Origin of the sequence: Caulobacter segnis, assembly GCF_019931575.1 — a bacterium.
Taxonomy (GTDB): domain Bacteria; phylum Pseudomonadota; class Alphaproteobacteria; order Caulobacterales; family Caulobacteraceae; genus Caulobacter; species Caulobacter segnis_C.
Genome location: NZ_CP082923.1, coordinates 4,770,809 through 4,795,591, shown reverse-complemented (window position 1 = coordinate 4,795,591; position 24,783 = coordinate 4,770,809). Strand labels below are relative to the sequence as shown.

Genomic DNA, 24,783 nt, shown 5'->3' with positions numbered 1-24,783 from the left:
CAACCATGACTATATCTAGCGAATGGACACCGAGAACACCCTGAAGACGCCGGTGCTGGTGCTGGGCGCGACCAGCCTGATCGGCGGCCACCTGCTGGAGCGGCTCAAGGCCGAGGACCTCGACCCGGTCGCCTTCAGCCGCCGACCGCCGTCGGAGGACGCCTGCTGGGTCGGCGGCGACCTCAGGGACGCGGACCTGGCCGAGCACCTGCCCGTGGCGGCGACGGTGTTCTCGCTGTCGCCGATCTGGCTGCTGCCGGGCGTGCTGCCGCTGCTGAAAGCGCGGGGCATGGCGCGGCTGATCGCCTTCTCCTCGACCAGCCGCTTCACCAAGACCGGCTCGCCGGACGCGGGCGAGCGGGGCGTGGCGCTGGAACTGGCCGGGGCCGAGGCGGCGGTCGAGACCTGGTGCGCCGAACACGGTGTGGCGTGGACCATCCTGCGTCCGACCCTGATCTACGACGAAGGCCATGACGAGAACGTCAGCCGCATCGCCCGCCTGGTGAAGCGCTTCCACGTCATGCCGCTGTCGGGCGCGGGCGAGGGCCTGCGCCAGCCGGTGCACGCGGCGGACCTGGCGGCCGGCGCGCTGGCGGCGGCCCATGCGCCGGCGACGCGGAACCGGGCCTACAACCTGGTCGGCGGCGAGACGGTGACCTACCGGGTGATGGTTGACCGGGTGTTCGAGGGTCTGGGCAAGACGCCGCGCAGCCTGCCGATGCCGACCTGGCTGTTCGCCCTGGTCATGCGCCTGGCCAAGCCGTTCTATCCGGGCGCGACCACGGCCATGGGGACGCGGATGGGCCAGGACCTGACCTTCGACTCCGGCGAGGCCGTCCGGGATTTCGGGTGGAGCCCGAGGGCGTTCCACCCGCGCTTCTAGTCGGCGTCAGCCAGCACCATGGCGAAGGGGGTTAGGCCGCCGTCGCGCTCGACATAGCCGCTGACCAGCTTGCGGTCGGGCGGCAGGACGCCCAGGTCGATCTCCTCGCTGGGGAACACCACGATGCGGCGGTCGCCGACGCAGACCACCAGCTCGTAGCCGTCGAAGGCCCGGCGCGACATGGCCTTGATATACGAATAGTACGGCTCGCGCCGCCACGCGGCCGGCTTGCCGGGGTCGACGACGACGTTCAGCCGCTTGCCGTCGCGGTCGGAGTACATGACGAAGCCGGCCTTGTCGGGCCGCCATTCGTCGCCGAGCTTGTCGGAGGTCAGCCACAGGCAGTGGAAGCCGCGGCAGGCCGCCGGCCGCAGCGCGTAGTTGCCGCAGCCGCCGCCCTTCTTGAAGTGCGAGCACCAGACGCCGTCGGCCTTGTCCAGGGCCTCGATCGCCAGGACCTTGCAGCACAGGCCGCATGACCCGCAGGTCTTGTTCAGCGCGGGCGTCGGTATGGTCATCGCCTCGGTCATGCCGCGAAGCTCCGCACGAGCCCCAGGTCGATGTCGCGATCGGGCCGGATCTCGAAGCCGCGCTGGCCGACCAGCACGTTGAGGGTCAGGCCGTCGGCGGCGCCGCGCGCGGCCCAGGCGCGCAGGGTGGCGTGGTAGGGCGCCTTGCGCCAGGCCTCGGGGCTGGCCGGATCGACCTCGACCACCATGCGGCGGCCCTGGTCCTCGCGGTGCAGGATGAAGCGCGCCCGATCCGGCCGCCATTCCTCGCCCAGGCCTTCGCTCTTCAGCCAGTAGCAGGCGAAGTCGGCGCAGGCGGTCGGGCGATCGGCATAGATCGCGCAGCCCGCGCCCTTTCGGAAATGGCCGCACCAGGCGTGGGGCGGCTTGGCCAGCGCCGTCACGCCCATCAGCTTGCAGCACATGCCGCAACCGCCGCAGCTCTTCTCGCCCATCGTCCCCCGCCCAAGCTGGGCCAATCGTCAGGAGGCGGACATTAGCGGCGGTGTGTGACGGTTTGATGCGGGCGAGCGCCTAGCCGAGCGGCGCCGGGCAGGCCGAGCGGGCCAGCTCGTAGCGGGCGAACGCATTTTCCTTCCCGCCCATCTTGGCGACGATGGTCCAGGTCAGGGTGTCGCCCTCTCGCCGCCAGCGGTTGACAAAGCTGGCGTCCGGATAGGCGTAGGCGATGTCGAAGCCGCCCGGCTGGGCCGCGCCCTGGCCGACGGCGGTGAAATCGCCGCCGAAGCTGTCAGACCAGAAGCCGGAGACGCCGATGGCCGCCCCGTCCTTCGGTGGCGCGCCGCGACCGCCGAAGATCAGGTGCGCGGCGTAGCGGTCCTTGGCGTCGGCCTTGGCCCGGCTGTCGGCGTCCACCGTCAGCATCGTTCCCAGGGCGACGGGCCTGGCCGAGAGGACGATCTCGACCGGCTTGCCCATGACGTCGCCGGCGCCGCGCCAGCAGCCCTCCAGCGCCCGCACCTCGGCCGGGACGGGCGCTGGCGGCGGATCCTCCGCCCACGCCGCTCCGCTCATCGCCAGCCACAAAACGCCCACGCTCGATACGCGCATGCTCACCCCCTCGAACTCGGTCGCCGATCCGCGCATGAGTCGGCCTCGGCGCCTACTCGACGCCGGTCGCGCTCCACACGCCCAGCTCGTTGCCGGACGGGTCGGTGAAGTGGAAGCGGCGGCCGCCCGGGAAGCTGAAGATCGGGGCGGTGATCACGCCGCCGGCCTTAGTCACCTTATCCAGCATCGCTTCCAGGTCGTGGGCGTAGAGGATGACCAGCGGGCGGTCGGTCGCGCCCTCCTGCGGTTTGGTGAAGCCGCCGTCGGCACCCTGGCCCTCGAAGGCGACATAGTCGGGACCGTAGTCGACGAAGCTCCAGCCGAACGCGGCCGAATAGAAGCTCTTGGTCGCGGGCAGATCGCCGCCGGGCCACTCGATGTAGTCGATCTTGCCGTCTTCGCGCATGGACGCTCCTCAAACAATGTTCCGCAAATGTTCTAGTTCGCCGTCACGGCAGAGTCCAGACGCTGGTCCGCTTCACGGCGAAGTCCTCGAGCTCGCGGGTGGTCTCGACCTGGTACTCGGCCAGTTTCACCAGATCGTCCTTGCGGAAATAGGTGCGGCCCGGGTCGCCGATCAGCACGCCGGCCCCGGCGGCCCGACCCTGGCGCAACCAATCCATCACCGCCTCGGCCATGGGCTTCTCGTAGCAGATGTCGCCGGCCAGAAGCACGTCGGCTTCCGGTGGCGGCGCGTCCAGCAGATTGACATCGGTGAAGCCGACCGCGACCCCGTTGGCCTCGGCGTTCAGGCTCACGGCCGCCTCGCAGAAGACGTCGATGTCGGCGGCCAGGACGCTCGCCGCGCCCGCCTTCATCGCGGCGATGGCGACGATGCCCGAGCCGGTCGCGAAGTCGATGACCCGCTTGCCGGCGACGATTTCGGGGTTGTCCAGAATGTAGCGCGCCAGGGCCTGGCCGCCGGCCCAGGCGAAGGCCCAGAAGGGCGGCGGCAGGCCGATCTCCTCCAGCGCCTCCTCGGTCAGCTTCCAGATCGGCGTGATCTCGTCGGCCAGGTGCAGCGACAGCTCCGGCGCATGCGGCGTCGGCTGGAAGCGCGTGTTGTCGCGAATGAAGGCGCGGCGGCCTTCCAGGGTCTGGACGATCATGAGGCGCTTAGAGCCTGTCTGGTCCGGATGTGGAACAGCCGAACCAGAAAAACAGCCTCGCCAACAAAAGAGAGCACGCCCGAGACTAGGCGGCGGCCGGCTTGCTCGACGCGGCCTTCAGCACGGTCAGGTAGCCCGGCGCCGTCAGCATGCCGGACGTCAGCCCCTTCTTCTCCAGCAGCCGGTGGGCCAGCGGCAGGTTCCAGCACGGGGTGTGCATGAACAGGTGGTGCTCGGCGTGGAAGTTGACGTGGTAGGGCGCGATCAGGGCGCGCTCGAGCCAGTTGGCGTGGGTGGTGCGGGCGTGGCGGAACGGATCGGGCTCGTCCTTGGCCACCAGGGCGTGCTCGGCGATGTTGCGCAGGCGGGTGACCAGCGGGAACCAGGTGGCCATCGGCACGATCCAGAGGGCCAGCCACGCCCACCACAGGCCCATCGCCGACAGCACGACCAGGATGCCGAGGTTCCACAGCAGGAACGGCCTTTGCCGCGCCACTTCGCCGGCGAAGATCGCGCCCTTGGGCTGGTCGCCGGAGGAGCCTCGGAGCTTGCCGAGCAGCGGCCCGAACCGCTGCTTGAAGAAGGTCTGGCCGGTCAGGTCGCGGACGATCTTCCGCCGTAGCGACGCCCGCGTGGTCGGGAACGGCGCGGACAGGACCAGGTCCGGGTCCTCGGCCTGCTGGGCGAACTTGTGGTGGGTCAGGTGGTAGGGCCGGTAGCTGGCCAGGGACGCGCCGGTCGGGGCGGCGCACAGCCACTCGCCCAGCCAGTCGTTGACCTTGAGGTTCGGATGCAGGCCGCCGTGCGCGGCCTCGTGCATCAGGATGGCCAGGCCCAGCTGCCGCGCGCCGATCAGCATCACGGCCAGGACGTAGGTCAGCGGGTTGGGGAACAGGACGAACAGCGCGCCGGCGGCGACGATCACGGCCCAGGCGTGGGCGACCATCAGGACGCCGCGCCAGGACGAGCGCGCCGAGATCTTCGTCCATTCCTCGGGCGTGAACAGGTCCTGGGGTTTGACGCGCGCTGCGACGGCCATGGAACGATCATCGCACATTCAGGTTGGTCCCGACAGCATGACCCGACGTCACATTCCGGAGCCGCCGATGCGCCGACTGATCCCCGTCCTCGTCCTGGCCGCGACCTGCGCCGCCACGGCCCTGCCCGCCGCCGCCGCCAGTTTCGACTGCCGCAAGGCCCGCGCGGCCGACGAGAAGGCGATCTGCGCCCATCGCGACCTCAACGACCAGGACGTGCGGATGGACCAGCTGTACGGCATCACCCGCCACCTCGTGCCGATGGGCGGGCGCGGCGCGATCATGGACGACCAGCGCGTCTGGCTGAAGGCGCGGGCGCGCTGCGGCGCCAACCAGGCCTGCCTGCGACGCAGCTACGACGACCGCATCCGCCAGCTGAACACGGTCATGGACCGCGTCTACCGGCAGGGACCGTTCTAGGCGGCTAGAAGCTCACGCCCGGCTTCCACAGTCCCGCCACCAGGCCGGCGAACACGATCAGGCCGGCGATCGCGTTAGACTTGAAGAGCTTCAGCGCGCCGGGGCCATCGTCGACGCGGACGGCGGCGGCCTGGCGCGACAGGTGCAGGGCGAACAGGGCCGCCAGCGGCAGGAACAGCGGGCCGATATTCCCCACCCAGCCGGCCGCGACCACGAAGCAGAACGAGGCCAGATAGAAGCCGGCCACGCCGATCTGAACGCGCGATCCCAGCCGCCGGGTCGACGACTTGATGCCGGCCAGGGCGTCGTCCTCGATGTCCTGGATGGCGTAGATCGTGTCGTAGCCGAGGGTCCAGAAGATCCCCGAGGCGTAGAGCAGGGCGGCCGACCAGGACAGATGCCCGACGGCGGCGGCGTAGCCCAGGAGGGCGCCCCAGTTGAAGGTCAGGCCCAGCCAGGCCTGAGGCCACCAGGTGATCCGCTTCATGAAGGGATAGGCCGCGACCAGGCCCAGCGACAGAACCCCCAGCCCGATCGCCACCCAGCCCAGGCACAGCAGGATTAGCAGGCTGACCAGGCTGCAGCCGACCAGGAACAGCCAGGCCTGCTTGACGGTGATCAGGCCGGCGGGGATCGGGCGCATGGCGGTGCGGGCCACCTGGGCGTCGAAGTCGCGGTCGACGATGTCGTTGAACGCGCAGCCGGCCGCCCGCATCAGGGCCGCGCCGACGAACACCGCCAGCAGCAGCAGCGGATTGGGCCAGCGGCCCTGCTCGGCGGCGGCCAGGGCGATGCCCTGCCAGCCGGGCAGCATCAGGAGCCAGATCCCCGCCGGTCGATCGAACCGACCCAGCTTCAGCCAGGGCCTCAAGCCCGGCGGCGCGTGGCGGTCGACCCAGTTGGTCGCGACGGCGTCGGGCAGGATGGCGGTGGGCGCGGTGCTCATGCCGTGAGGCTTAACCCGCAATCGCGGCGCGGGGAAAGACCGGCCGAGCGGGTATCATAGGCAAAACCAATCTCGCCGACAGGAACGATCAATTGGATTTATCGAACGCCATGGACGAAGGTCTTTTTGCAAGTCGATCGCAGGAGCCCGCCATGACCACCGCCGCCATTCGCCTGTCCGGCTGGAGCCTGCTTGTTGCGGGCGCTGGGGCCGGGATCGTCCTGCCGCACCCGGTGACGACCGCGCTCTGGACCGCCGCCGCCGAGCTGTTCGATCGGGCCGGCGATCGCCGCATGGTCGCCCGCCTGACCGCCGCGACCAAGTTCGGCCCGAGGATCCGTCGTGGCATGGACGGCCGCCCGGCCCGCCGGGGGGGCGGGGTGGCCGAGGCGTTCTGAGACTTTGCGACCACGGCGCCAAAGCGTTAGCGTCTGAGAATGAGTCTCAAACCCCGTCGCAAGCCGCGTCGCCCCCTGACCCGCACGGAGCGGTGGGCGCTGGATGGCGTCGGCGGGGCGTTGCTGGCCACGGGGGCCGTGGGGGCGTTCGTGCCGGGGATGCCGACCACGGTGTTCTGGATCGGCGCGGTGCTGTGCTTCCTGAAGACCCGCCCCCACGCCGTGCGGCCGATGCTGCGCGTGCCGGTCGTCGGCCCGGCGATCGTCTGGTTCCTGCGCTGGCGGCCGTTCGGCGGCGGGCGCAAGCAGCGCCGCTGACGGGTCGCGAAAGACGGCGAAAACGCTTATCTACGCCTCGCCATGACCGACGATATCGAGGACGAAACCGAAATCGGCGCCCGCAAGCGCGCCCTGTCGAACCGCCAGGTGCTGGCCTTCGTGGCCCGCTTCTGGAAGCGGCGGCCGGTGCTGTTCGGCCTGGGCGTGACCCTGACCCTGGTGGCGATCGCCTTCGACCTGGCCCTGCCCTACGCCTCGGGCCACCTGGTCGACACCGTCACAAGCAAGCCGCGCGGCGATGTGGGCGCCTGGCAGGCCCTGGGCGTGTTCGTCGGCGTCTATCTGGCCTTCGCGGTGGTGCGCAACATCGCCCACCGGTTCTGGATCCCGCTGGCGGCCCGGAACATGGAGGAGATGACCAACGAGGGCTTCGCCAAGGTCCAGGCCTTCTCGTCCGACTGGCACGCCGACAGCTTCGCCGGCGCGACGGTGCGCAAGCTGACCCGCGCCATGTGGGGCTATGACAGCGTCACCGACGCGGTGACCATCTGGCTGGGCCCCGGGATCATCGTGCTGGTCGGCCTGTCGATCGGCATGCTGCTGCGCCAGCCCATGGCGGGCGCCGTCTCGCTGGTGGTCGTGGTGGCCTATCTGTCGGTGAACCTGTGGATCACCGAGCGCTACGTGCGGCCCAGCAACCTGCGCTCCAACGCCCTGGACTCGCAGATCGGCGGGGCCCTGGCCGACGCCGTCACCTCGAACCCGACCGTGAAGAGCTTCGGCGCCGAGCAGCGCGAAGCCGCGCGTCTGGCCGAGGTCACCGCCGCCTGGCGTGACGCGGTGATGGTCACCTGGAGCCGCTTCACCGACGTATGGCTGGGCCAGAACCTGCTGCTGGTGGTGCTGCAGGCCGGCCTGACCGGCTCGATGGTCTGGGCCTGGGCCAAGGGGACGGCCACGCCCGGCGACGTCGCCTTCGCCATCACCGCCTTCATGCTGATGAGCGGCTACCTGCGGAACCTGGGCGAGAACATCCGCATGCTGCAGAAGGGCATCGACGACACCGAGGATGTCGCGGCCTGGACGCGCCTGTCGCCCCAGGTCGCGGACGCGCCCGGGGCCCCGGACTTCAAGCCCGGCGCCGGCGCGATCGAATTCCGCGACGTGACCTTCCGCTACAAGGCGGCCGGCGCGCCGCTGTACGACCACTTCAGCCTGAGGATCGCGCCGGGCGAGCGGGTGGCGCTGGTTGGCCCGACCGGCTCGGGCAAGTCGACCTTCGTCAAGCTGGTCCAGCGCCTGCACGACCTGCAGGACGGGGCGATCGTCATCGACGGCCAGGACGTCTCGAAGGTCACCCAGACCAGCTTGCGCCGCGCCATCGCGGTGGTGCCGCAGGACCCGGCCCTGTTCCACCGGTCGCTCTACGAGAACATCGCCTACGCCAAGCCGGACGCCACGCGCGAGGAGGTCGAGGCCGCCGCGAAGAAGGCCCGCGCCCACGACTTCATCCTGCGCCTGCCGCAGGGCTACGACACGCTGGTCGGCGAGCGCGGCGTCAAGCTGTCGGGCGGCGAGCGCCAGCGCGTGGCCATCGCCCGCGCCTTCCTGGCCGACGCGCCGATCCTGGTCCTGGACGAGGCGACCTCCTCCCTGGACGTCGAGACCGAGGGCCAGGTCCAGGCCGCCGCCGAGGCGCTGATGGAGGGCCGCACCACGATCGTCATCGCCCACCGCCTGTCGACCGTGCGCGGCGCCGACCGGATCCTGGTCTTCCAGAACGGCCGCGTCGTCGAGGAAGGCCGCCATGCCGAACTGACGGCGGCGGGCGGGGTCTATGCCCGGCTGAACGCGATCAGCGCGGGGGTGGCTTAGCTACTTTCTGTCCAGGGTGACGAGGGCGTCCTTCAGTGGCGGCGTGTTGACCGCACAGCCCTTCTCCGCCGGGCGCAGCACCAGGCGCTGGTCGCCGAACAGCAGGTCGCGGCGCGCGGTCGGCTCGCCCATGCGGACCGTCCCGGCCTTCAGGGCGGCGTCGATGTCGATCCCGTCGCAGGAAGAGAACGCCTCGGCCACCTTGCGCCACTGGCCATCGGCCAGGGCCATCACGTCCAGCGAGGCGCCGTTGGTCAGCAGCACCTCGTCGACGCCGTCGCCATCAACGTCGAGCACCAGGGCCGAGCAGCGCATGCCGGTGATGGCGCACATCGATCCGGAGTCATCCTTGCTCCAGTCCTGGGCCCGGAAGCTCTCGGGCAGGGTCTTGCCGACGGGATAGACCGCCATCACGCCAAGGTCCGGGCCCGTGGACGACGGGGTCGTCCTGGCGGTCCGCGTTGACACCTCGCCAGCGCGCTTGGCGATCTCTGCGCCGCTGTTGGTCTTCAGCCTCTCCAGCGCGTCGCGCCCATACCGACCGCTGTCGAACCGCAGTAACTGGAAGTCGAACTTGTCGGCCGGGACCCGGCCGCTTTCCAGACGCTTCACCTGGCTGGCCACCGACAGCCGCGCCGGGTCGGCGATCGGGGTGAATAGGGCGATCAGCAGCAGCACCGAGACGACGGCCATGATCAGGTTGGCCCGCTCCAGCGGCCGCATCCACGGGCCGGGCTTCAGGGCCGCGATCGCGTAGCCAAGGGTGAAGCCGATCGCCACGACCAGATAGGCGCCGGCGAACACCCGGTCCGGCGTCAGGCCGTACTGATGGACGCGCAGCCACAGGGCGTAGGCGGCCAGGACGACGATCGGGATCAGCAGCAGGCTGGCGGCGCGGGCGGCCCAGCGCAGGATCGCGTGCGGCGCCTCGGCCCCGTCCTGGTAGGCGGCGTTGATCAGGACGATCAGGGCGGCGGCCGCGGCCAGCAGCAGGGCGGTGGCGGCCTTGGTGCCCCACAGCGGGGCCAGGCCGGTGAACGGCAGGGTCGCCAGGAAGCCGCCCGCGATCACCACCATCAGCGGCAGCAGCCAGGCCAGCAGGACGAGGCCCACGGTCCGCACGCCGCGCACTAGTCCGGCCCGCGCCTCGGTCAGCTGCACGGCCATGTGGACGGCGGCGGCGAACATCAGGCCGGTGGCCGGGAAGGCGAAGGCGGTCTCGCCGATCAGCTTCTGGATCGCCTCGACCCCGATCAGCTTGAACAGGGCGGCGGCCAGGAACAGCAGCAGCCAGAAGGCCCCGGTGAAGGCCAGGGACAGGAACAGCCGCACGGCGTTGGTCCCGGCCAGGTCGAAATAGTCGGCATAGGGCGCCACGGGGCGGCGCACGGCCTCGGCCGGCTGGACCAGGTGGTGGGCGATGAACAGCAGGGCGGCCACGGCGATGAATAGCGGCGGCGACAGCGGGCCGGCGCCGATCCGGTCGGGGGCCGCGCCGGTCCAGGCGGCGTGGACCGCCAGGATCGCGGCCACGGCGGCGGCGATCAGGCTCCAGCCGATCAGGAAGGTCCGCCGCATGGCCGACAGCGCCGCCAGCGGGATCAGCGGGACCATCAGGGCGCAGACCAGCAGCGGCGCGTAGAGCAGCGGCTGGGTGGCGGGCCAGGACTTGGATTCGTCGGCCTTCTGCAGGAGGAACAGCGCGATGCCCTGCGCCAGGCCGATGGCCAGCCGGGTCAGGGCGGTGGTCCGGGCCGTCCTGGCCTCCGTCGCGTCCGTCATGCCTCGGCGTCTCCCTTGCTGGCGTCACAGCACCACGCCCTCGCGCGGTTGTGAAGCTGGACCGGCTTCCTTTCGCCGGGCTGTCGGCGCGAGGTCTTCCCGTCCGTCCTTGTTTCGTGGCCCGATGGCCGCGTTCCGGAGATCCGACCGATGATGAAGCCGCCCGCCGCCTCGATCGACGACTACCTGGCCAAGCTGCCGCCCGACCAGCGCGAGGCGCTGGAGACCCTGCGCGGCCAGATCCGCGCCCTGGCGCCCGAGGCCGTGGAGGCGATCAGCTACGGCCTGCCGACCTTCAAGCTGAACGGCAATCTCGTCCACTTCGGCGCGGCCGCGAAGCATTGCGCCTTCTATCCGGGCGCGGTGATCGACCAGTTCGCCGATCGGCTCGCCGGCTTCGAGACCGCCAAGGGCACGATCCGCTTCCAGCCCGACAGCCCCCTGCCGCCGGAGCTGATCGCCGACATCGTCCAGCGCCGCATCGTCCAGAACCTGGAGATCGTCGCCGAGCGCGCGGCGCGGAAGGCGCGGCGCTAGCGCGCCAGCCGCCCATCCTTCAGCGCCGCCGGCTCGAACGAGAAGATCACGCTGGGGTCGGGCTTGGCCACGCCCTTGACCAGCTTCTTGTCGCCGGCCGCGTGCAGCAGCCAGCGGATGACGTTGAGCCTCGCGGCCTTCTTGTGGTCGGCGCGCACGCAGATCCACGGCGCGATGTCACTGTGGGTGCGCATCAGCATCTCGTCGCGGGCGGCGGTGTAGTCGTCCCACTTCTCCTCGGCGACCTTGTCCAGGTCGCTGGTCTTGAAGGCCTTCAGCGGATCCTCGCGGCGGGCCTTCAGGCGCTGGGCCTGCTCCTCGCGGCCGATATCCAGCCAGAACTTGACGTAGCGCAGGCCGTTCTCGACCAGCATCCGCTCGAAGGCCGGCACGTCCTTGAGGAACTGTTCCTGCTGCTCGGGCGTGGAGAAGCCCATCACCCGCTCGACCCCGGCGCGGTTGTACCAAGAGCGGTTGAAGATCACCGCCTCGCCGCAGGCCGGCAGGTAGTCGACATAGCGCTGGAAGTACCACTCGCTGCGCTCGCGCTCGTTCGGCTTGGGCAGGGCGACGACGGTGGTGGCGCGCTTGGACAGGTGCTCGGTCACCCGGGCGATCGTGCCGTCCTTGCCGGCCGAGTCGCGGCCCTCGAAGATGACCAGGATCTTCCAGCTGTCCTTGATGGCCTTCTTCTGCATCTCGATCAGGGCGAGCTGCAGCTGGCGAAGTTCGTTGTCGTAGTCGTCTGACTTGCTCATGCGCCGAGCCTACCCCCGGAAATCAGAGTTGCGCTAGAAGAGCCGCATGATCCGTCTTTTCGTTCCCAACGATCTCTCCGCCGGCGCCGGCGTCGTCCCCAGCGTCGACCAGTCGCGCTACCTGACCTCGGTGATGCGTCTGGCCGTGGGCGCCGAGCTTCTGCTGTTCAACGGCCGCGACGGCGAGTGGCGGGCGACCATCGTCGAGTCGACCAAGCGCGGCTGCCTGCTGAAGGTCGAGGACCAGACCCGGCCGATGGAGATCGGGCCGGACCTCGACCTGATCGTCGCCATGGTCAAGCGCGGCCGGGTCGAGACCATCGTCGAGAAGGCCGCAGAGCTGGGCGCGCGCAGGGTCAGGCTGACCGTCACCCGGCGGACGAACGTCGACTTCGTCAAGCTGGGGCGCCTGGACGCCATCGCCATGGAGGCCGCCGAGCAGACCGGCCGCCTGGACGTGCCCGAGGTGCTGGATCCGGAGAAGCTGGACAAGATCCTCGACGGCTGGGATCCCGCGCGACGCCTGGTATTCTGCGACGAGGGCGGCGACGCCAGGCCGGCGATCGAAGCGCTGGCGGGAACGGGCGCGCCAGCCGCGATCCTGATCGGCCCGGAAGGCGGCTTCGCCCCCGAGGAACGCGAGCGGCTGCGGGGGCTTTCCTTCGTCACGCCGGTGTCCCTGGGGCCGCGAATCCTGCGGGCCGATACGGCGGCGATCTCGGCGATGACGCTGTGGCAGGCGGCCGCCGGGGACTGGCGCTAGAAAAATATATGCTCAAGGTGACCCCTTGAGGTTCGCAAAGAAAACGCCCAACTGGGCGTGACCGATTAGTATCGCCGTCGGCGGAGAGCATGGGCCCTCTCTTCCCTCTGCATCGCAACCCCTGGGGAGGGACGGCTTGCATGGCCGACACCGCTAGCGTCCAAGAGCGTCCGCTGACGCTCGCCGATCTGACCGACTATTTCGCCCGGGGCAGCAAGCCCAAGGAAGCCTTCCGCGTGGGCGCCGAGCACGAGAAGTTCGGCTTCTATCTGGGCTCGCACGCGCCGGTTCCCTACGAGGGCGACAAGGGCGTCCACGCCCTGCTGACCGGCCTGCAGCGCTTCGGCTGGAAGCCGGTGATGGAAGGCCCGACGATCATCGGCCTGGAGCGCAACGGCGCGAACATCAGCCTGGAGCCGGGCGGCCAGTTCGAGCTCTCCGGCGCGCCCCTGGCGACCATGCACGACATCTGCGAGGAGACCGGCCAGCACCTGGACGAGGTCAAGGCCGTCGCCGACGAGCTGGGCCTGGGCTTCGTGGGCCTGGGTTTCTCGCCGCTGTGGACGCGCGAGGCGGTGCCGATCATGCCCAAGGGCCGGTACGTGATCATGCGCAACTACATGCCCAAGGTCGGCAACCTCGGCCTCGACATGATGCTGCGCACCTGCACGGTGCAGGCCAATCTCGACTTCTCCAGCGAAGCCGACATGGTCGCCAAGTTCCGCATGAGCCTGGCCCTGCAGCCGATCGCCACGGCCCTGTTCGCCAATTCTCCGTTCACGGAAGGCAAGCCGAATGGCTTCCTCTCGGCCCGGGCCAATGTCTGGACCGACACCGATCCGAACCGCACAGGCCTCCTGGACTTCGTGTTCGAGGACGGCTTCGACTTCGAGCGCTACGCCCGCTACGCCCTCGACGTGCCGATGTATTTCGTCAAGCGCGGCGACAAGTACATCGACGTCGCCGGCCGCAGCTTCCGTGACTTCATCGAGGGCAAGCTGCCCGAGCTGCCGGGCGAGATCGCCACGATCAAGGACTGGGCCGACCATACGACCACGGCCTTCCCGGAAGTGCGTCTGAAGACCTATCTGGAGATGCGCGGCGCCGACGCCGGGCCCTGGAGCCGTCTCTGCGCCCTGCCGGCCCTGTGGACCGGCGTGTTCTACGACGACGCGGCCCTGGCGGGGGCCTGGGACCTCTGCAAGGGCTGGACGCTCGAGGACCGCGAGGGCCTGCGCCGTGACGTGCCGAAGCTGGGCCTGAAGGCCAAGGTCGCCGGCCGCACCGCCCAGGACGTGGCCAGGGACTTCGTGGCCATCGCCAAGTCGGGCTTGAAGAACCGCGCCCAGCTGAACGGCGGCTTCCTGGACGAGACCATCTATCTGGGTGAGCTGGAACAGATCGCCGACAGCGGGATCACGCCCGCCGAGCGCCTGCTGTCCCTCTACGAGGGCGCCTGGAAGGGCGACATCGGCCGGGTGTTCACCGACTGCGCCTACTAAATCCTGGCCGAACAGGCCGTCGCCTCGTTATGTAGCTAAAATACATAACGAGGGTTTCATGTCGCTTCGTCCGATCCTGCTCGCCGCTGCCCTCGTCCTGGGCGCGACGCCCGTTCTGGCGCAGGAGCTCGCCCTGGTCAGCGTCGACGGCCGAACGACGACGCTGACCGCCGCCGACATCGCGGCCCTGCCGCGCGTGACGGTGAGGTTTGCCGGTCATGGCGAAAGCCATGACTACGAGGGACCGCTGCTGATCGACGTGCTGGCCAAGGTCGGCGCGCCGACCGGCGAGGCGCTGCAAGGACCCGCCCTGGCCGATGTCGTGCTGGTCGAGGCGAAGGACGGCTATCGCGTCGCCTTCGGCCTGGCCGAGGCCGATCCGCGCACGCGGCCGAACCGCATGATCCTGGCCGACCGCGCCGACGGCGCGCCGCTATCAGCCAAGGACGGACCGTTCAAGGTGATTGTCGAGGGCGATCTGCGCCCCGCGCGGTCGGCGCGCATGGTCGCGCGGATCACGCTCGCGCGGTTCGGCGAGGCCGGTTCGACGCCCGGGGCGCCGAGTCACGCGCACTGAAATCGGCGCTACAGGATCACTCGCGCCACCGCGATGATTCCCGTCCATAGGCTGATGGTCGCCGCCAGCGCCAGCAGGCGGCCCCAGGCAAGCTTGCGTTGGGGCGTGGTCGTCGCGTGAACAGCAGACGTCCGATCATACGAGACGTAGGCCATGGTCTTCCTCCGCGCCCCTCTGACGGGAGCTGGACCTCATGGTCACGCTCCCAATGGTTAAAAGGGGCTTAAGCCTGGCGGGACCTATAGCGCGCCGACGCCCTTGTAGGGTTGATCCAGGTCACGCTCGATCCGGTCGGGATCGGGCATGTCGACATTGGGCTTCCAGTGCTCGGCCTGGCTGGTTCCCGCGCCGCTGTCGGTGTGGCGGACCGCTTCGTCGACATCGAGCGCCTCCGTCTCGGCCGCGGTGCGCGCGCCCAGCTGGAACTCGACGTGCTCGGGATAGAAGGCCACGCGGCCGCCGATCTGGCCGACGGCGGGGAACGGGTCCTCGTAGGACCACACCGCGTTCTCGATCACCTGGGCGTCGCGATAGATAGTGAAATAGCTGGCGTCGCCCTTGTAGGGGCAGTGGGTGACCTTGTCGGTCCGGCGCAGGAACACCATCCGCACGTCGTCGCGCGGGAAGTAGTAGACCGGCGGATAGCTGGCTTCCTTCAGGACCAGCACGTCGTCGCTGTCGGCGATCTCGTGTCCCTCGAACAGCACGCGCACCGTCGTCGGCGCGCGGGTCAGGGTGATCGGATGGCTTTCGTCGGGGATCTTCATCGGGGCCTCCCGCGTGAATATGGGGTCTTTCCGCAAACGCGCGAGCCCGCCGCAAAGCTTCAAGTCGAACACGGAATGCGAGAACCGCCCGGCAAGGCGTTGCTTGTGAAACCGCCTGACGCGTGATCTTCTCCCCGCCAAATTGGGGCCGGCGGGGTGATTTGACCATGGGGGGTCGGGTCCGCGCCCCTCGCACGTTTCAAGGCTAGCGTATGAACATCGTTATCGCCGCGGGCATCCTGGTCACGCTCGTGACCGGCGTACCCGTTCTGGTCCAACTGCTGAAGGGCCATCCGCGCGGCCTGATCATCTGCTTCCTGGCCGAGATGTGGGAGCGCTTCTCCTACTACGGCATGCGCGGCCTGCTGATCTTCTACCTGACCCAGCACTTCCTGTTCGACCCGAAGGTCGCCAGCGGCCACTACGGCTCCTACACCTCGCTGGTCTACATCGTGCCGCTGCTGGGCGGCTTCCTGGCCGACCGCTATCTGGGCACCCGCAAGGCCGTGGCGTTCGGGGCCATCCTGCTGGTCGCCGGCCACCTGGCCATGGCGGTCGAGGGCAAGCCGGCCGTCCAGACCCTGACCTACGCCGGCCAGACCTACGAGTTCCAGGCCGCCGGCCGCGGCGAGGAGCGGGTGGCCAAGATGATCGTGGCGGGCAAGCCCTACGACGTCACCGCCACCGAGAAGGGCGACTTCGCGATCAAGGACCTGCCGGCCGACGCCGGCCTGCCCGCCGTACTGCCCAAGGGCCAGTACAAGCTGGATGTCACCGGCCGCGACCCGACGTACCTGAACATCTTCTGGCTGGCCCTGTCGCTGATCATCGTCGGCGTGGGTTTCATGAAGTCGAACGTCGCGGCCCTGGTCGGCCAGCTCTATCCGCAGGGCGATCCGCGCCGGGACCCCGGCTTCACCCTCTACTATTTCGGCATCAACCTGGGCTCGTTCTGGGCCTCGATCCTGTGCGGCATCCTGGGGGTCAATGTCGGCTGGTGGGCCGGCTTCGGCGCGGCCGGCCTGGGCATGCTGGCCGGCTTCGTGATCTTCGTGCTGGGCAAGCCCTGGCTGCTGGGCAAGGGCGAGCCGCCGGAAGGCGCGAACCTGAAGGAGAAGGTCGCCGGCCCGATCACCCGCGAACTGGTCATCTACGGGGTCTCGATCCTGGCGGTGATCGCGGTGTTCCTGGTCGTGCAGCGCACGCCGGTGGTCAACGTCACCCTGCTGGCCGGCATGTTCGGCTCGCTGGGCTACATCCTGTGGTTCGCCTTCGCCAAGTGCCAGAAGGTCGAGCGCGAGCGCCTGCTGCTGGCCACGGTGCTGGTGCTGGGCGCGGTGGTGTTCTGGACCCTGTTCGAACAGGCCGGTTCGTCGCTGAACCTGTTCGCGGCCACCAATGTCGACCTCAAGCTGCTGTCCAAGCCGGTGGAATGGTTCGGCGGCGCGGTGGTGCTGGGGGCGCCTTCCCAGCTCGCCGCGGCCGGGATCTCGACGGTCGGCAAGTTCTGGATCAACACCGACTTCAACGCCGCCCAGACCCAGGCGATCAACGCCGGCTGGATCCTGATCTTCGCCCCGGTCTTCGCCGCCCTGTGGACGCTGCTGACCGCGCGCGGGATCAATCCCAATCCGATGATCAAGTTCGGCCTGTCGCTGATCCAGGTCGGGGCCGGTTTCCTGATCCTGCTGGTCGGGGCCCATTTCGCCGATGGCGCCTTCCGCATGCCGCTGGTCTTCCTGGTGCTGATGTACATGCTGCACACGGGCGGCGAGATGTGCATGTCGCCGGTCGGCCTGTCGCAGATGACCAAGCTGTCGCCGCTGCACATGGTCTCGTTCGTGATGGCCGTCTGGTACATGGCGCTGGCCATGGCCAATCTGTTCGGCAGCTGGATCGCCGCCATCGCCTCGACCGAGACCATCGGCGGCCAGGTGCTGGATCCGGGCGCGGCCATGGTCCAGTCGCTGCTGGTCTTCAAGGTGATCGGCCTGGCCGCCATCGGCCTGGGCGTGCTGTTCCTGATCCTGTCGCCGATCCTCAAGACATGGTCGCACGGCGCCGACGAGACGATCGCGGATCCGACAGAGGCCTAGAGCCCGGGCGCAAAGAAGGGCCCCGGCGACGATCCGGGGCCCTTCACGGAGGCGTGGAGGGGCCACGCCTCACTCCGGGTAGGGACGGTCCTGACGGAGGCTCAGACCGCCAGGACCGTTTCCGCTCCCTACCCGAAACTCTTGCGCACCTTGACGAACAGGTACGGCTCGAACGGCAGTTCGCGCTGCTCGACCTGGGTGACGATCCCCGAGGCCCGGCTGCCGGCGTACATCACGCGCGTGCGGGTCTTGTGGCGGCTGGTCCAGTTGGCCAGCTCGGTGCGGATGGTCAGGTCCTTGCGCGGCCGCCATTCGACGAAGCCTTCCAGCCACTGCTCGAACTTGAAGGTGCGCACCTCGCCGATCCGGTAATAGCGCTCCTCGTTCTGGCAGTTGGTGATGACGCCCCAGCTCCACCGGCCGCCCGGCATGTCACGCGTGAAGCTGACGTTGCAGGTGAACGGCGTCTGGCCCGAGATCCGCCGCTTGGCGTGGGTGACCGGGTCGCGGACCTCGCTTTGCGCCCACGAGAAGCGCGCCTTCAGCTGGCCGCCGCTGACGCCCAGCTTGTCGGTCGGCAGGGTCAGGTTGGCCTGGTAGACGTCGCTCCTGCCGTCGCCGATATTGCCCGGCGCCTCGAAGACCGTGTTGATCGGGATGACGTCGACCACGTCCTGCAGCTCGGCGTGGCGCCAGCTGACCACCAGGGCGCCGCCGCCCCAGAAGCGCTTTTCCCAGGCCGTCTCCATGACCCACTTGCGCTCGGGCACCAGGTCCGGATTGCCGGCGTCGACCGTGCCGGTCTCGGTCCCGGCCGACGAGACGAAGTCGCCGAAGTCCAGTTGGCCGACCTCGCGCTCGAAGCGGACGCGCAGCTGGTCGGTGGTGGTCGGCGACCAGGTCGCCAGCACCCGGGGCTTGGGATAGAAGAACGACTTGGCCAGGTCCGTGTCGCCGCTCTGGCTGATGCGCGAGACCTCCAGCCGCGCCCCCGCCTCGATGTTCAGCTTGGGGCTGGCCCGCCAGATGGTCTTGCCCGACAGCTCGCCGCGCAGCTCCTCGACCTTGACCTGGGCGGCCGGCAGCGGGATGGCGACGCCGTTCTCGGCATAGCGCGTGTCGCCGTCCAGGACGTTGTAGGCGCCTTCCAGCCCGGCCTCGAACGACAGGCTGTCGCTGCGGCGGTGCTTGAGCTCGGAGCGCAGGATGCTCTCGCCGGTGTCGGTCCTGGAGGTGTAGTCGACGAACAGGCCGGGGGTCTCGAAGGTCGAGCCGTAGGTCTCGCGTTCCAGGTTCTGCAGCAGGACCAGCTGCAGGTCGGTGCGCGGCGAGAGGCGCGCGTCGTAGCGGGCTCCGAACTCGCCGGCCCAGTCCTCCACGGTCTCGCCGTTCAGCTCGCGGCCCGGCGCCGGGAACACGCGGGTGGCGGTCACGTCGCGATCGAAGGTGAAGTACTCGATCTTGGCGTTCACCCGCGTCTTGCCGCCCAGCATCGGCCGCTGCACCGCGCCGCGCACGATGTAGTTCTCGAAGACGTCGTAGCCCTTCAGGGCGTCCTTGGTGACCGGGACGCCGGCCCCGTTGGTCCGCAGGCGTGTGGCGCCGTCGAAGGTGTTGTCGGTGCGGTCGCGGGTGGCCTTCAGCGAGCCTTCCAGGGCGTTGTCGCCCTCGCGGCGCGAGCCCTCCAGCTCCAGGACCGGGCCCAGGAAGCCGTCCGGATAGACGTAGGTCTGCAGGTTGGCCACCTTCTGGACCTGCACCGTGCGCTTGAGCACGATATTGGCCATCACCGTGCGGCCCTGCATGTCGATCCCCGGCGCGCCGCCCCGGATCAGGTCGATGCGCTCGACCGTCGGGGCCGCGATCCGCCGCAGCATGTCCTCCAGCGACTCGCTCTTGGTGGTCGGACGCTCGCCGTTGATCAGCACGTTGCCGGCGGTCCCGGCGAAGCCGCGCGCGCTGTCGCCCTGGTCCAGGGTGAAGCCGGGCAGGCGGGTGATCATGTCCAGCGCCGTGCTGGGCTGGGCGGCGGCGAAGAACGCGGGGGCGTAGGGGATGACGCCGCGCTGGGCGGGATCGACGTCCTCGACGTCAGCCAATGCGGGGGACGAGGTGTTGGGGGAGGCGGGGGTGGTCGAGGTCGCGGCCGCGCCGACGGCCCGGTCGTCGTCGAGGGGCGTGACACTCGCCAGGGCGATCAGCAGCGCGGTCGCGAGCATCGGCGTTCGGTCCCCTGAAGGGCCCTCCCCGGGCCCGCCTCTCCGTCGTGAGGGACGGTGGCGCTGGCCGCCGCGCGAAGAAAGTTACAAGCGTGAAATGTGGATTAAATCGCCGACATGTTGTCGGTGATCACCCGCGCCTGGCCGCTTGCGGTGGGGCTTGGCGCGGCCTAGGGACTGGCGTCCGAAGAGGGGGGCGAATGGCCGACACCGTGACACCGCTGACGACGAGGGACTTCACCGGCGCGGACGGCGAGGCGCTTCTGGCGCTGAACAACGCCCACGCGGTGGCGCTGTCGTGGCTGGAGCCCGAGCGGCTGGCGCATCTGGTGGCCGAGGCCTTCGTGGCCCGCCGCGTGGGCGTGGCCGACGCCCTGCTGCTGACCTTCGACCAGGCCGCCGACTATGACAGCGTCAACTTCCTGTGGTTCCGCGAGCGCTACCGACCTTTGTCTATGTCGACCGGGTGGTGGTGGCTGACAGTGCGCGGGGCCGGGGCCTGGCGCGGCGGCTCTATGACGACCTGTTCGCGGCGGCCAGGGCGGCCGGCCACGAGCGCATTGTCTGCGAGGTCAATGCCGACCCGCCCAATCCGGCGTCCGACGCCTTCCACGCGGCGCTGGGGTTCGTGACCGTGGGGACGGCCGCGATCCATGGCGGGAAGAAGGTCGTCACCTACTTGGAGCGGCGGCTCTAGACCGCCGTCCCGCCCACGGTCAGGCCGGTGATCTTCAGGCTGGGCTGGCCCACGCCCACGGGCACGCCCTGGCCGGACTTGCCGCAGACGCCGATGCCGGGGTCGAAGCCGAAGTCGTTGCCGATCATCGTGACCCGCGTCAGGGCGCTGGGACCGTCGCCGATCAGGGTCGCGCCCTTGACCGGGGCGGTGATCTTGCCGTCCTCGACCAGATAGGCCTCGGTGCACTGGAAGACGAACTTGCCGTTGGTGATGTCGACCTGGCCGCCGCCGAAATTGGCGCAGTAGAGACCGCGCTTCAGCGAGGCGATCATTTCCTGCGGGTCGTCGTTGCCGGCCAGCATGCCGGTGTTGGTCATCCGCGGCATCGGCATGTGGGCGTAGGATTGCCGGCGGCCGTTGCCGGTGGCCTTCATGCCCATCAGGCGCGCGCTCATGCGGTCGTGCATGTAACCCACCAGGATGCCGTCCTCGATCAGGATGGTGCGCTCGGTCGGGGTGCCCTCGTCGTCGACGGTCAGCGAGCCGCGACGGCCGGGGATGGAGCCGTCGTCGAACACGGTGACGCCCTTGGCGGCCACGCGCTCGCCGATGCGTCCCGAGAAGGCGCTGATGCCCTTGCGGTTGAAGTCGCCTTCCAGGCCGTGGCCGACGGCCTCGTGCAGCAGCACGCCGTTCCAGCCCGGACCCAGGACCACGTCCATCTCGCCGGCCGGGCAGGCGACGGCGTCGAGGTTCACCAGCGCCATGCGCAGGGCCTCGTCGACCTGGCCCTGCCACTTGTCTGGAGAGATCCAGGCCGAGAAACCGGCGCGGCCGCCGGCGCCGGACGAACCGCTCTCGCGGCGGCCGTCCTTCTCGACGGTGACCTGGACATTGACCCGCACCAGCGGGCGCACGTCCCGGATCAGCTTGCCGTCGGCGCGCAGGATCTCGACCACGCGGCGCTCGCCGGCCATCGAGGCCATGACCTGAACGACGCGCGGGTCGCGGGCGCGGGCGAAGGCGTCGATCTCCTGCAGCAGGCTGACCTTGTCGGAGAAGTCGGGCGAGGAGACCGGATTGTCCTCGCCATAGAGCTTTTCGTTGGTGGCGCGAGGGCCCTCGGCGACGACGCCGGCGTGGCCGCGCTTGGCCAGGCTGGCCGAATCGGCGGCGCGGCGGATGGCGGCTTCGCTGATCTCGGCGGCGTGGGCGTAGCCGGCGGTCTCGCCGGCCACCACGCGCAGGCCGAAGCCTTCGCCGCTGTCGTAGGAGGCGCTCTTGAGGCGCCCGTCGTCAAAGACGAAGGCCTCGCTCTCGGAGCGCTCGAGGAACAGTTCGCCGTCATCGGCGCCGGCCAGGGCCTCGCCCAGGATCGCCCGGGCGTTGTCGGGATCGACGCCGGCGGCGTCCAGCAGCGAAAGGGAGGAGGCGGGGATCGGAGCGTTCATGGCCTTACAGGTAGGCTTTCCGAACGCGTCCGTCACCCCGCCCCTTTTGTCACATGTGGCGGGATCAGTACTCGCGGCGGACGTTGCCGGAGCCGGTGATCTCGCTGCTGACCGACTTGGGCTCGGTGCGCAGCTCGACGTCGCCGCTGCCGGAGATGTCGATCTTGGCCTTGTTGGTGGCGAAGATCGCGCCGCCGCCGCTGCCCGAGACGTCGACGACCGCGTCCTTGGCTTTCAGGTCGGCCAGGTTGACGTAGCCCGAGCCCGAATTGTCGATCGCGATCGCCTCGACCCGGCCGGCGGCCTCGACGTCGCCGCTGCCGCTGACGGTCAAGGCGAGGGCCGGATGCTCGTACCGGCGGATGTCGAGATCGCCCGAGCCGCGCACGTCGAACTTGGTGACGTCGGGGGCGATGACGGTGATCTTCACCCGCTCGGAGTCGCTTTGCACATGCACGCCGAAGACGTTGATCGTGACGCTGTCGTGGTCGCCGTCATCGCCGTCGGCCAGGCGGATGTGGCCGCCGTCGACGCGCAGGCGGTCGATATAGGACTTCGGCCCCGAGGCGACGATCCGGGCCTCGGCGCCCTGGACGAACACAACGTCGACCGGCAGGTCGATCTGCAGCGCGTCCTTGCCGGTCCAGGCGAAGGTGCGGTCGATGCTGGGCTCGGTCGGACCGCCCCGCAGGGCGGCGCGGCGGCCCGCGTGGATCACCTTGCCGTTGTCGCGGACGACGACGATGTCGCCATCGTTGTCGAATGGCAGCGTCCAGCCGTTCTTCATGATCTCCGGGCCGGCGATGGCCGCCACCCCGGCGAAGCAGCCGACGGCGAGCGCGAAGCTGGCCCCGGCGACGATGAGCGTATTGCGGATCAACATGGTCCCCTCCTGTTCCGCTCAGACTTGTTCGATGGCCGGCTTCAGCAGCCGGTAGTGCAGGCGGGCGTACCAGACGACCGCGTTGAAGACCCCGACGGTGACCAGGGTCAGCAGGGCGCCGAGGCAGGTGGCCAGGCCCATCAGGCCCAGGCCCGCCAGGAAGGCGGTGATCGGACCGCCGGGCGGGGCGGTCAGCGGTCCCACCGCGAAGACGAAGCCGCCGGAGACGAAGATCGCCACCACGGCCACCAGGATTCCGAACAGCGCGCCCAGCACGCCCATCAGGACGGGCAGCAGGATCATGACGTCCAGGGCCCCCAGGCCCAGCAGGGCGATGACGGCGGCCAGGGCGTTGGAAGGGTTCTTCCGCTCTTCCCACTGCTTGAGGCCGTTCTCGGCGCGCAGCTCGCGGGCCAGGCGGTCGGGATCGCCGAGCGCGGCGGCCGTCTCGGCCTCGCTGCGGCCGGCGGCCTGGGCGTCGGCGAAGTGGGCCTCGTGGTCGGCGACGATGTCGGCGATCATGGTCACCGGCAGGCCGGCCAGGCCCCGACGCAGGCGGGTGATGAACTCGGCGCGGGTCATGCGGCGGCTCCCACGATGTCGTTGACCGCCTGCGCGAAGGCGCTCCATTCGGCCTTCTGCTGCGTCAGGCTTTGGCGCCCGGCGGCGGTCAGGCGGTAGTATTTGCGCGGCGGACCGCTCTGGCTTTCCACCAGATAGGTCTCGACCAGCCCATCCGACTGCATGCGGCGCATCAGCGGATAGATCGTCCCTTCCCCCATATCGATGTCCTTCGTGAGCCTGCTGGCGATCTCGTAGGCGTAGCTGTCGGCGTGCGAGAGCAGGGCCAGCACGCACAGCGCCAGCACGCCTTTCTTCAATTGAATTTCAATGGCTTCGGGCACGATGTCCTCGCCTCCTTGGATGCTCCCTTGTATCGAGTGGTACTGGGCATCGCAAGGTACCTGGCCATGAACAATACGTAATGATGCGGAACGCCGTTCTCGGCTTTGTTGAGAGGGGTTCTTAACTGGGGCGGCCCATGTCGGGGAGGACCGCGCAATCCCATGGCGCGCGCGTGGTCTCTGGTGCTTGGCAACCGCTGGCGATGCGCGTATGCAGCCTCGGACCGACCATCGGGCGGACTGGGCGTCGACGCGCGACTCACCTTTGAGCGACGTCGATTGCAGGGGGTCGTATCGAGGGTCGTAATACGCAGACTCGGCGCGGCGTGGCTTTGATCGAGGTCAATCGATCGGGGACAAATCGCCGCCGAAACGGGCCGTGAGGGATATGAAGGCGCAATTTTCGGGGATTCGGCGGATCATGTCGGGCGCGTCCGCGCTCGCCGCCTCAATGGTGTTTTCGGTGATGTTCGCGGGGAACGCCCTCGCCGAGGATCTGCTGGGCCAGCCGACGCCGGGGGCGATCGACCTTCAGCCGGCCGCTTCCGAGCTGAAGCACCACGCGATCCAGTTCCACAACCTGGTCCTGATGCCGATCATCACGGCCATCACCCTGCTGGTGCTGGGCCTGCTGATCTGGATCGTGGTCCGCTACAACAAGAAGGCGAACCCGGTCCCGGCCAAGTTCAGCCACAACACCACGGTCGAGATCATCTGGACGGTCGTTCCGGTCCTGATCCTGATGGTCATCGCCATCTTCTCGTTCCGCCTGCTGTTCCACTACAACAACATGCCCAAGCCCTACATGACCGTGAAGGCCACGGGCTATCAGTGGTACTGGGGCTACGAGTATCCCGACCAGAAGATCAGCGAGATCGTGTCGCTGCCGCTCACCAAGGAGCAGGCCGACGCCAAGAAGGTCCCGTACCTGCTGGCCGCCGACAAGGCGATGGTCGTGCCGGTGGGCCAGGTCGTCCGCGTCCAGGTCACCGGCGCCGACGTGATCCACGCCTTCGCCCTGCCGGCGTTCGGCCTGAAGATCGACGCCATCCCGGGCCGCCTGAACGAAACCTGGTTCAAGGCCGAGAAGACCGGCGTCTACTACGGCCAGTGCTCGGAACTCTGCGGCGTCGATCACTCGAACATGCCGATCGAGATCCAGGTCGTGACCCAGGCCCAGTTCGACGCGTGGGTTAAGGAAAAGGTCGCTCCGCCGGCCCCGGCCGCCGCGCCGGCCGCTCCGGCTGAAGCCGCCGCGACCCCCGCCTCGGCTCCGGCCGCCGCCCCCGCTTCCGCTCCGGCCGCGGCTCCCGCCGCGCCGGCGGCCTAAGACTACG

The 24,783-nt window shown here is 69.2% G+C and carries 27 protein-coding genes and 1 pseudogene; 12 read left to right on the top strand and 16 right to left on the bottom strand.

Annotation, left to right across the window (positions count from 1 at the left end; genetic code table 11):
• The first annotated feature begins 22 nt into the window (after nucleotides 1–22).
• Nucleotides 23–883 (top strand): SDR family oxidoreductase, encoded by an 861-nt coding sequence (locus K8940_RS21925; protein WP_223392157.1) that lies wholly within the window; start codon nucleotides 23–25, stop codon nucleotides 881–883.
• On the opposite strand, the gene K8940_RS21920 is transcribed toward K8940_RS21925, so the two are convergent.
• The 6 genes from K8940_RS21920 to K8940_RS21895 form a co-directional block, all read right to left on the bottom strand.
• A complete protein-coding gene (locus K8940_RS21920) occupies nucleotides 880–1,413 on the bottom strand; it encodes a YkgJ family cysteine cluster protein (RefSeq protein ID WP_223392156.1) in 534 nt (177 codons plus the stop codon). The genes K8940_RS21925 and K8940_RS21920 overlap by 4 nt on opposite strands.
• Complete coding sequence (locus K8940_RS21915; RefSeq protein WP_223392155.1) at nucleotides 1,410–1,847, bottom strand: YkgJ family cysteine cluster protein; 438 nt, start codon at nucleotides 1,845–1,847, stop codon at nucleotides 1,410–1,412. The genes K8940_RS21920 and K8940_RS21915 overlap by 4 nt, the downstream gene beginning before the upstream one ends.
• Before the next feature lie 79 nt (nucleotides 1,848–1,926).
• The gene (locus tag K8940_RS21910; protein ID WP_223392154.1) at nucleotides 1,927–2,463 is read right to left on the bottom strand and encodes a hypothetical protein; all 537 of its coding nucleotides are present in this window, start codon (nucleotides 2,461–2,463) and stop codon (nucleotides 1,927–1,929) included.
• 52 nt (nucleotides 2,464–2,515) lie between these two features.
• The gene (locus K8940_RS21905) at nucleotides 2,516–2,869 is read right to left on the bottom strand and encodes a VOC family protein (protein WP_223392153.1); all 354 of its coding nucleotides are present in this window, start codon (nucleotides 2,867–2,869) and stop codon (nucleotides 2,516–2,518) included.
• A gap of 43 nt (nucleotides 2,870–2,912) precedes the next feature.
• Nucleotides 2,913–3,572 (bottom strand): class I SAM-dependent methyltransferase, encoded by a 660-nt coding sequence (locus tag K8940_RS21900; RefSeq protein ID WP_223392152.1) that lies wholly within the window; start codon nucleotides 3,570–3,572, stop codon nucleotides 2,913–2,915.
• 85 nt (nucleotides 3,573–3,657) lie between these two features.
• Entirely contained in the window at nucleotides 3,658–4,611 is a 954-nt protein-coding gene (locus K8940_RS21895) for a fatty acid desaturase family protein (protein WP_223392151.1), read from the bottom strand.
• Nucleotides 4,612–4,678: 67 nt separating this feature from the next.
• Here K8940_RS21895 and K8940_RS21890 point away from each other — a divergent pair, with 67 nt between their 5' ends.
• Entirely contained in the window at nucleotides 4,679–5,029 is a 351-nt protein-coding gene (locus K8940_RS21890; RefSeq protein ID WP_223392150.1) for a lysozyme inhibitor LprI family protein, read from the top strand.
• Nucleotides 5,030–5,033: 4 nt separating this feature from the next.
• Here K8940_RS21890 and ubiA read toward each other — a convergent pair whose 3' ends face one another.
• Complete coding sequence (ubiA, locus tag K8940_RS21885; protein WP_223392149.1) at nucleotides 5,034–5,975, bottom strand: 4-hydroxybenzoate octaprenyltransferase; 942 nt, start codon at nucleotides 5,973–5,975, stop codon at nucleotides 5,034–5,036.
• Nucleotides 5,976–6,127: 152 nt separating this feature from the next.
• On the opposite strand from ubiA, the gene K8940_RS21880 reads away from it, so the two are divergent.
• Genes K8940_RS21880 through K8940_RS21870 form a run of 3 tightly spaced genes read left to right on the top strand, consistent with a single transcriptional unit; the run spans nucleotide 6,128 to nucleotide 8,527 of the window.
• Nucleotides 6,128–6,373, top strand: coding sequence for a hypothetical protein (locus tag K8940_RS21880; RefSeq protein ID WP_223392148.1), 246 nt, complete (start codon nucleotides 6,128–6,130; stop codon nucleotides 6,371–6,373).
• A 39-nt stretch (nucleotides 6,374–6,412) separates the two neighbouring features.
• Nucleotides 6,413–6,691 (top strand): DUF454 family protein, encoded by a 279-nt coding sequence (locus K8940_RS21875; protein ID WP_223392147.1) that lies wholly within the window; start codon nucleotides 6,413–6,415, stop codon nucleotides 6,689–6,691.
• A 42-nt stretch (nucleotides 6,692–6,733) separates the two neighbouring features.
• Complete coding sequence (locus K8940_RS21870; protein ID WP_223392146.1) at nucleotides 6,734–8,527, top strand: ABC transporter ATP-binding protein; 1,794 nt, start codon at nucleotides 6,734–6,736, stop codon at nucleotides 8,525–8,527.
• Here K8940_RS21870 and K8940_RS21865 read toward each other — a convergent pair whose 3' ends face one another.
• Nucleotides 8,528–10,309 carry a DUF4153 domain-containing protein gene (locus K8940_RS21865; RefSeq protein ID WP_223392145.1) on the bottom strand — a complete coding sequence of 594 codons (1,782 nt, stop codon included), beginning with the start codon at nucleotides 10,307–10,309 and terminating at the stop codon, nucleotides 8,528–8,530. It lies immediately after the preceding gene.
• Between the two features lie 150 nt (nucleotides 10,310–10,459).
• Here K8940_RS21865 and K8940_RS21860 point away from each other — a divergent pair, with 150 nt between their 5' ends.
• On the top strand, nucleotides 10,460–10,846 hold the full coding sequence (locus K8940_RS21860) for an iron chaperone (protein WP_223392144.1): 387 nt from the start codon (nucleotides 10,460–10,462) through the stop codon (nucleotides 10,844–10,846).
• Here the strand turns inward: K8940_RS21860 and ppk2 are convergent.
• Complete coding sequence (gene ppk2, locus K8940_RS21855; protein ID WP_223392143.1) at nucleotides 10,843–11,604, bottom strand: polyphosphate kinase 2; 762 nt, start codon at nucleotides 11,602–11,604, stop codon at nucleotides 10,843–10,845. The genes K8940_RS21860 and ppk2 overlap by 4 nt on opposite strands.
• 46 nt (nucleotides 11,605–11,650) lie before the next feature.
• Here ppk2 and K8940_RS21850 point away from each other — a divergent pair, with 46 nt between their 5' ends.
• The 3 genes from K8940_RS21850 (at nucleotide 11,651) to K8940_RS21840 (ending at nucleotide 14,446) form a co-directional block, all read left to right on the top strand.
• Nucleotides 11,651–12,367 (top strand): 16S rRNA (uracil(1498)-N(3))-methyltransferase, encoded by a 717-nt coding sequence (locus tag K8940_RS21850; protein WP_223392142.1) that lies wholly within the window; start codon nucleotides 11,651–11,653, stop codon nucleotides 12,365–12,367.
• 140 nt (nucleotides 12,368–12,507) lie between these two features.
• Complete coding sequence (locus K8940_RS21845) at nucleotides 12,508–13,869, top strand: glutamate--cysteine ligase (protein ID WP_223392141.1); 1,362 nt, start codon at nucleotides 12,508–12,510, stop codon at nucleotides 13,867–13,869.
• A gap of 58 nt (nucleotides 13,870–13,927) precedes the next feature.
• Nucleotides 13,928–14,446, top strand: coding sequence for a molybdopterin-binding oxidoreductase (locus K8940_RS21840; RefSeq protein WP_223392140.1), 519 nt, complete (start codon nucleotides 13,928–13,930; stop codon nucleotides 14,444–14,446).
• Nucleotides 14,447–14,454: 8 nt separating this feature from the next.
• Here the strand turns inward: K8940_RS21840 and K8940_RS21835 are convergent, their stop codons facing one another.
• Entirely contained in the window at nucleotides 14,455–14,601 is a 147-nt protein-coding gene (locus K8940_RS21835; RefSeq protein WP_223392139.1) for a hypothetical protein, read from the bottom strand.
• Between the two features lie 84 nt (nucleotides 14,602–14,685).
• Complete coding sequence (locus tag K8940_RS21830) at nucleotides 14,686–15,213, bottom strand: DUF427 domain-containing protein (RefSeq protein ID WP_223392138.1); 528 nt, start codon at nucleotides 15,211–15,213, stop codon at nucleotides 14,686–14,688.
• 212 nt (nucleotides 15,214–15,425) lie between these two features.
• On the opposite strand from K8940_RS21830, the gene K8940_RS21825 reads away from it, so the two are divergent.
• Nucleotides 15,426–17,309 carry a peptide MFS transporter gene (locus tag K8940_RS21825; RefSeq protein ID WP_223392137.1) on the top strand — a complete coding sequence of 628 codons (1,884 nt, stop codon included), beginning with the start codon at nucleotides 15,426–15,428 and terminating at the stop codon, nucleotides 17,307–17,309.
• A gap of 128 nt (nucleotides 17,310–17,437) precedes the next feature.
• Here K8940_RS21825 and K8940_RS21820 read toward each other — a convergent pair whose 3' ends face one another.
• Nucleotides 17,438–19,528: a TonB-dependent receptor plug domain-containing protein gene (locus tag K8940_RS21820; protein WP_223392136.1), complete on the bottom strand. Its 2,091-nt coding sequence runs from the start codon at nucleotides 19,526–19,528 to the stop codon at nucleotides 17,438–17,440.
• A gap of 200 nt (nucleotides 19,529–19,728) precedes the next feature.
• On the opposite strand from K8940_RS21820, the pseudogene K8940_RS21815 reads away from it, so the two are divergent.
• Nucleotides 19,729–20,225: pseudogene (locus K8940_RS21815) on the top strand (GNAT family N-acetyltransferase).
• Here the strand turns inward: K8940_RS21815 and tldD are convergent.
• From tldD to K8940_RS21795, 4 genes are all read right to left on the bottom strand, one after another.
• On the bottom strand, nucleotides 20,222–21,658 hold the full coding sequence (gene tldD, locus K8940_RS21810; RefSeq protein ID WP_223392135.1) for a metalloprotease TldD: 1,437 nt from the start codon (nucleotides 21,656–21,658) through the stop codon (nucleotides 20,222–20,224). The pseudogene K8940_RS21815 and the gene tldD sit on opposite strands and share 4 nt — an antisense overlap.
• 64 nt (nucleotides 21,659–21,722) lie before the next feature.
• A complete protein-coding gene (locus K8940_RS21805; protein ID WP_223392134.1) occupies nucleotides 21,723–22,541 on the bottom strand; it encodes a GIN domain-containing protein in 819 nt (272 codons plus the stop codon).
• A gap of 18 nt (nucleotides 22,542–22,559) precedes the next feature.
• Complete coding sequence (locus K8940_RS21800; RefSeq protein ID WP_223392133.1) at nucleotides 22,560–23,123, bottom strand: DUF1700 domain-containing protein; 564 nt, start codon at nucleotides 23,121–23,123, stop codon at nucleotides 22,560–22,562.
• Nucleotides 23,120–23,446 carry a PadR family transcriptional regulator gene (locus K8940_RS21795; protein ID WP_223392132.1) on the bottom strand — a complete coding sequence of 109 codons (327 nt, stop codon included), beginning with the start codon at nucleotides 23,444–23,446 and terminating at the stop codon, nucleotides 23,120–23,122. Before K8940_RS21795 ends, K8940_RS21800 begins: the two co-directional genes overlap by 4 nt.
• A gap of 388 nt (nucleotides 23,447–23,834) precedes the next feature.
• On the opposite strand from K8940_RS21795, the gene coxB reads away from it, so the two are divergent.
• Nucleotides 23,835–24,776, top strand: coding sequence for a cytochrome c oxidase subunit II (gene coxB, locus K8940_RS21790; protein WP_223392131.1), 942 nt, complete (start codon nucleotides 23,835–23,837; stop codon nucleotides 24,774–24,776).
• The last annotated feature ends 7 nt before the right edge of the window (nucleotides 24,777–24,783 follow it).

Excerpts from the sequence above, each read along its gene's own strand:
- K8940_RS21920 (WP_223392156.1), bottom strand. The coding sequence starts at position 1,413 with ATGACCGAGGCGATGACCATACCGACGCCCGCGCTGAACAAGACCTGC.
- K8940_RS21870 (WP_223392146.1), top strand. The coding sequence starts at position 6,734 with ATGACCGACGATATCGAGGACGAAACCGAAATCGGCGCCCGCAAGCGC.
- K8940_RS21900 (WP_223392152.1), bottom strand. The coding sequence starts at position 3,572 with ATGATCGTCCAGACCCTGGAAGGCCGCCGCGCCTTCATTCGCGACAAC.
- K8940_RS21905 (WP_223392153.1), bottom strand. The coding sequence starts at position 2,869 with ATGCGCGAAGACGGCAAGATCGACTACATCGAGTGGCCCGGCGGCGAT.
- K8940_RS21820 (WP_223392136.1), bottom strand. The coding sequence starts at position 19,528 with ATGCTCGCGACCGCGCTGCTGATCGCCCTGGCGAGTGTCACGCCCCTC.
- K8940_RS21805 (WP_223392134.1), bottom strand. The coding sequence starts at position 22,541 with ATGTTGATCCGCAATACGCTCATCGTCGCCGGGGCCAGCTTCGCGCTC.
- K8940_RS21865 (WP_223392145.1), bottom strand. The coding sequence starts at position 10,309 with ATGACGGACGCGACGGAGGCCAGGACGGCCCGGACCACCGCCCTGACC.
- K8940_RS21825 (WP_223392137.1), top strand. The coding sequence starts at position 15,426 with ATGAACATCGTTATCGCCGCGGGCATCCTGGTCACGCTCGTGACCGGC.
- ubiA (WP_223392149.1), bottom strand. The coding sequence starts at position 5,975 with ATGAGCACCGCGCCCACCGCCATCCTGCCCGACGCCGTCGCGACCAAC.
- K8940_RS21880 (WP_223392148.1), top strand. The coding sequence starts at position 6,128 with ATGACCACCGCCGCCATTCGCCTGTCCGGCTGGAGCCTGCTTGTTGCG.
- K8940_RS21840 (WP_223392140.1), top strand. The coding sequence starts at position 13,928 with ATGTCGCTTCGTCCGATCCTGCTCGCCGCTGCCCTCGTCCTGGGCGCG.
- ppk2 (WP_223392143.1), bottom strand. The coding sequence starts at position 11,604 with ATGAGCAAGTCAGACGACTACGACAACGAACTTCGCCAGCTGCAGCTC.
- K8940_RS21835 (WP_223392139.1), bottom strand. The coding sequence starts at position 14,601 with ATGGCCTACGTCTCGTATGATCGGACGTCTGCTGTTCACGCGACGACC.
- K8940_RS21925 (WP_223392157.1), top strand. The coding sequence starts at position 23 with ATGGACACCGAGAACACCCTGAAGACGCCGGTGCTGGTGCTGGGCGCG.
- K8940_RS21895 (WP_223392151.1), bottom strand. The coding sequence starts at position 4,611 with ATGGCCGTCGCAGCGCGCGTCAAACCCCAGGACCTGTTCACGCCCGAG.
- tldD (WP_223392135.1), bottom strand. The coding sequence starts at position 21,658 with ATGAACGCTCCGATCCCCGCCTCCTCCCTTTCGCTGCTGGACGCCGCC.
- K8940_RS21845 (WP_223392141.1), top strand. The coding sequence starts at position 12,508 with ATGGCCGACACCGCTAGCGTCCAAGAGCGTCCGCTGACGCTCGCCGAT.
- K8940_RS21910 (WP_223392154.1), bottom strand. The coding sequence starts at position 2,463 with ATGCGCGTATCGAGCGTGGGCGTTTTGTGGCTGGCGATGAGCGGAGCG.
- K8940_RS21915 (WP_223392155.1), bottom strand. The coding sequence starts at position 1,847 with ATGGGCGAGAAGAGCTGCGGCGGTTGCGGCATGTGCTGCAAGCTGATG.
- K8940_RS21890 (WP_223392150.1), top strand. The coding sequence starts at position 4,679 with ATGCGCCGACTGATCCCCGTCCTCGTCCTGGCCGCGACCTGCGCCGCC.
- K8940_RS21850 (WP_223392142.1), top strand. The coding sequence starts at position 11,651 with ATGATCCGTCTTTTCGTTCCCAACGATCTCTCCGCCGGCGCCGGCGTC.
- K8940_RS21875 (WP_223392147.1), top strand. The coding sequence starts at position 6,413 with ATGAGTCTCAAACCCCGTCGCAAGCCGCGTCGCCCCCTGACCCGCACG.
- K8940_RS21860 (WP_223392144.1), top strand. The coding sequence starts at position 10,460 with ATGATGAAGCCGCCCGCCGCCTCGATCGACGACTACCTGGCCAAGCTG.
- K8940_RS21830 (WP_223392138.1), bottom strand. The coding sequence starts at position 15,213 with ATGAAGATCCCCGACGAAAGCCATCCGATCACCCTGACCCGCGCGCCG.
- K8940_RS21800 (WP_223392133.1), bottom strand. The coding sequence starts at position 23,123 with ATGACCCGCGCCGAGTTCATCACCCGCCTGCGTCGGGGCCTGGCCGGC.
- coxB (WP_223392131.1), top strand. The coding sequence starts at position 23,835 with ATGAAGGCGCAATTTTCGGGGATTCGGCGGATCATGTCGGGCGCGTCC.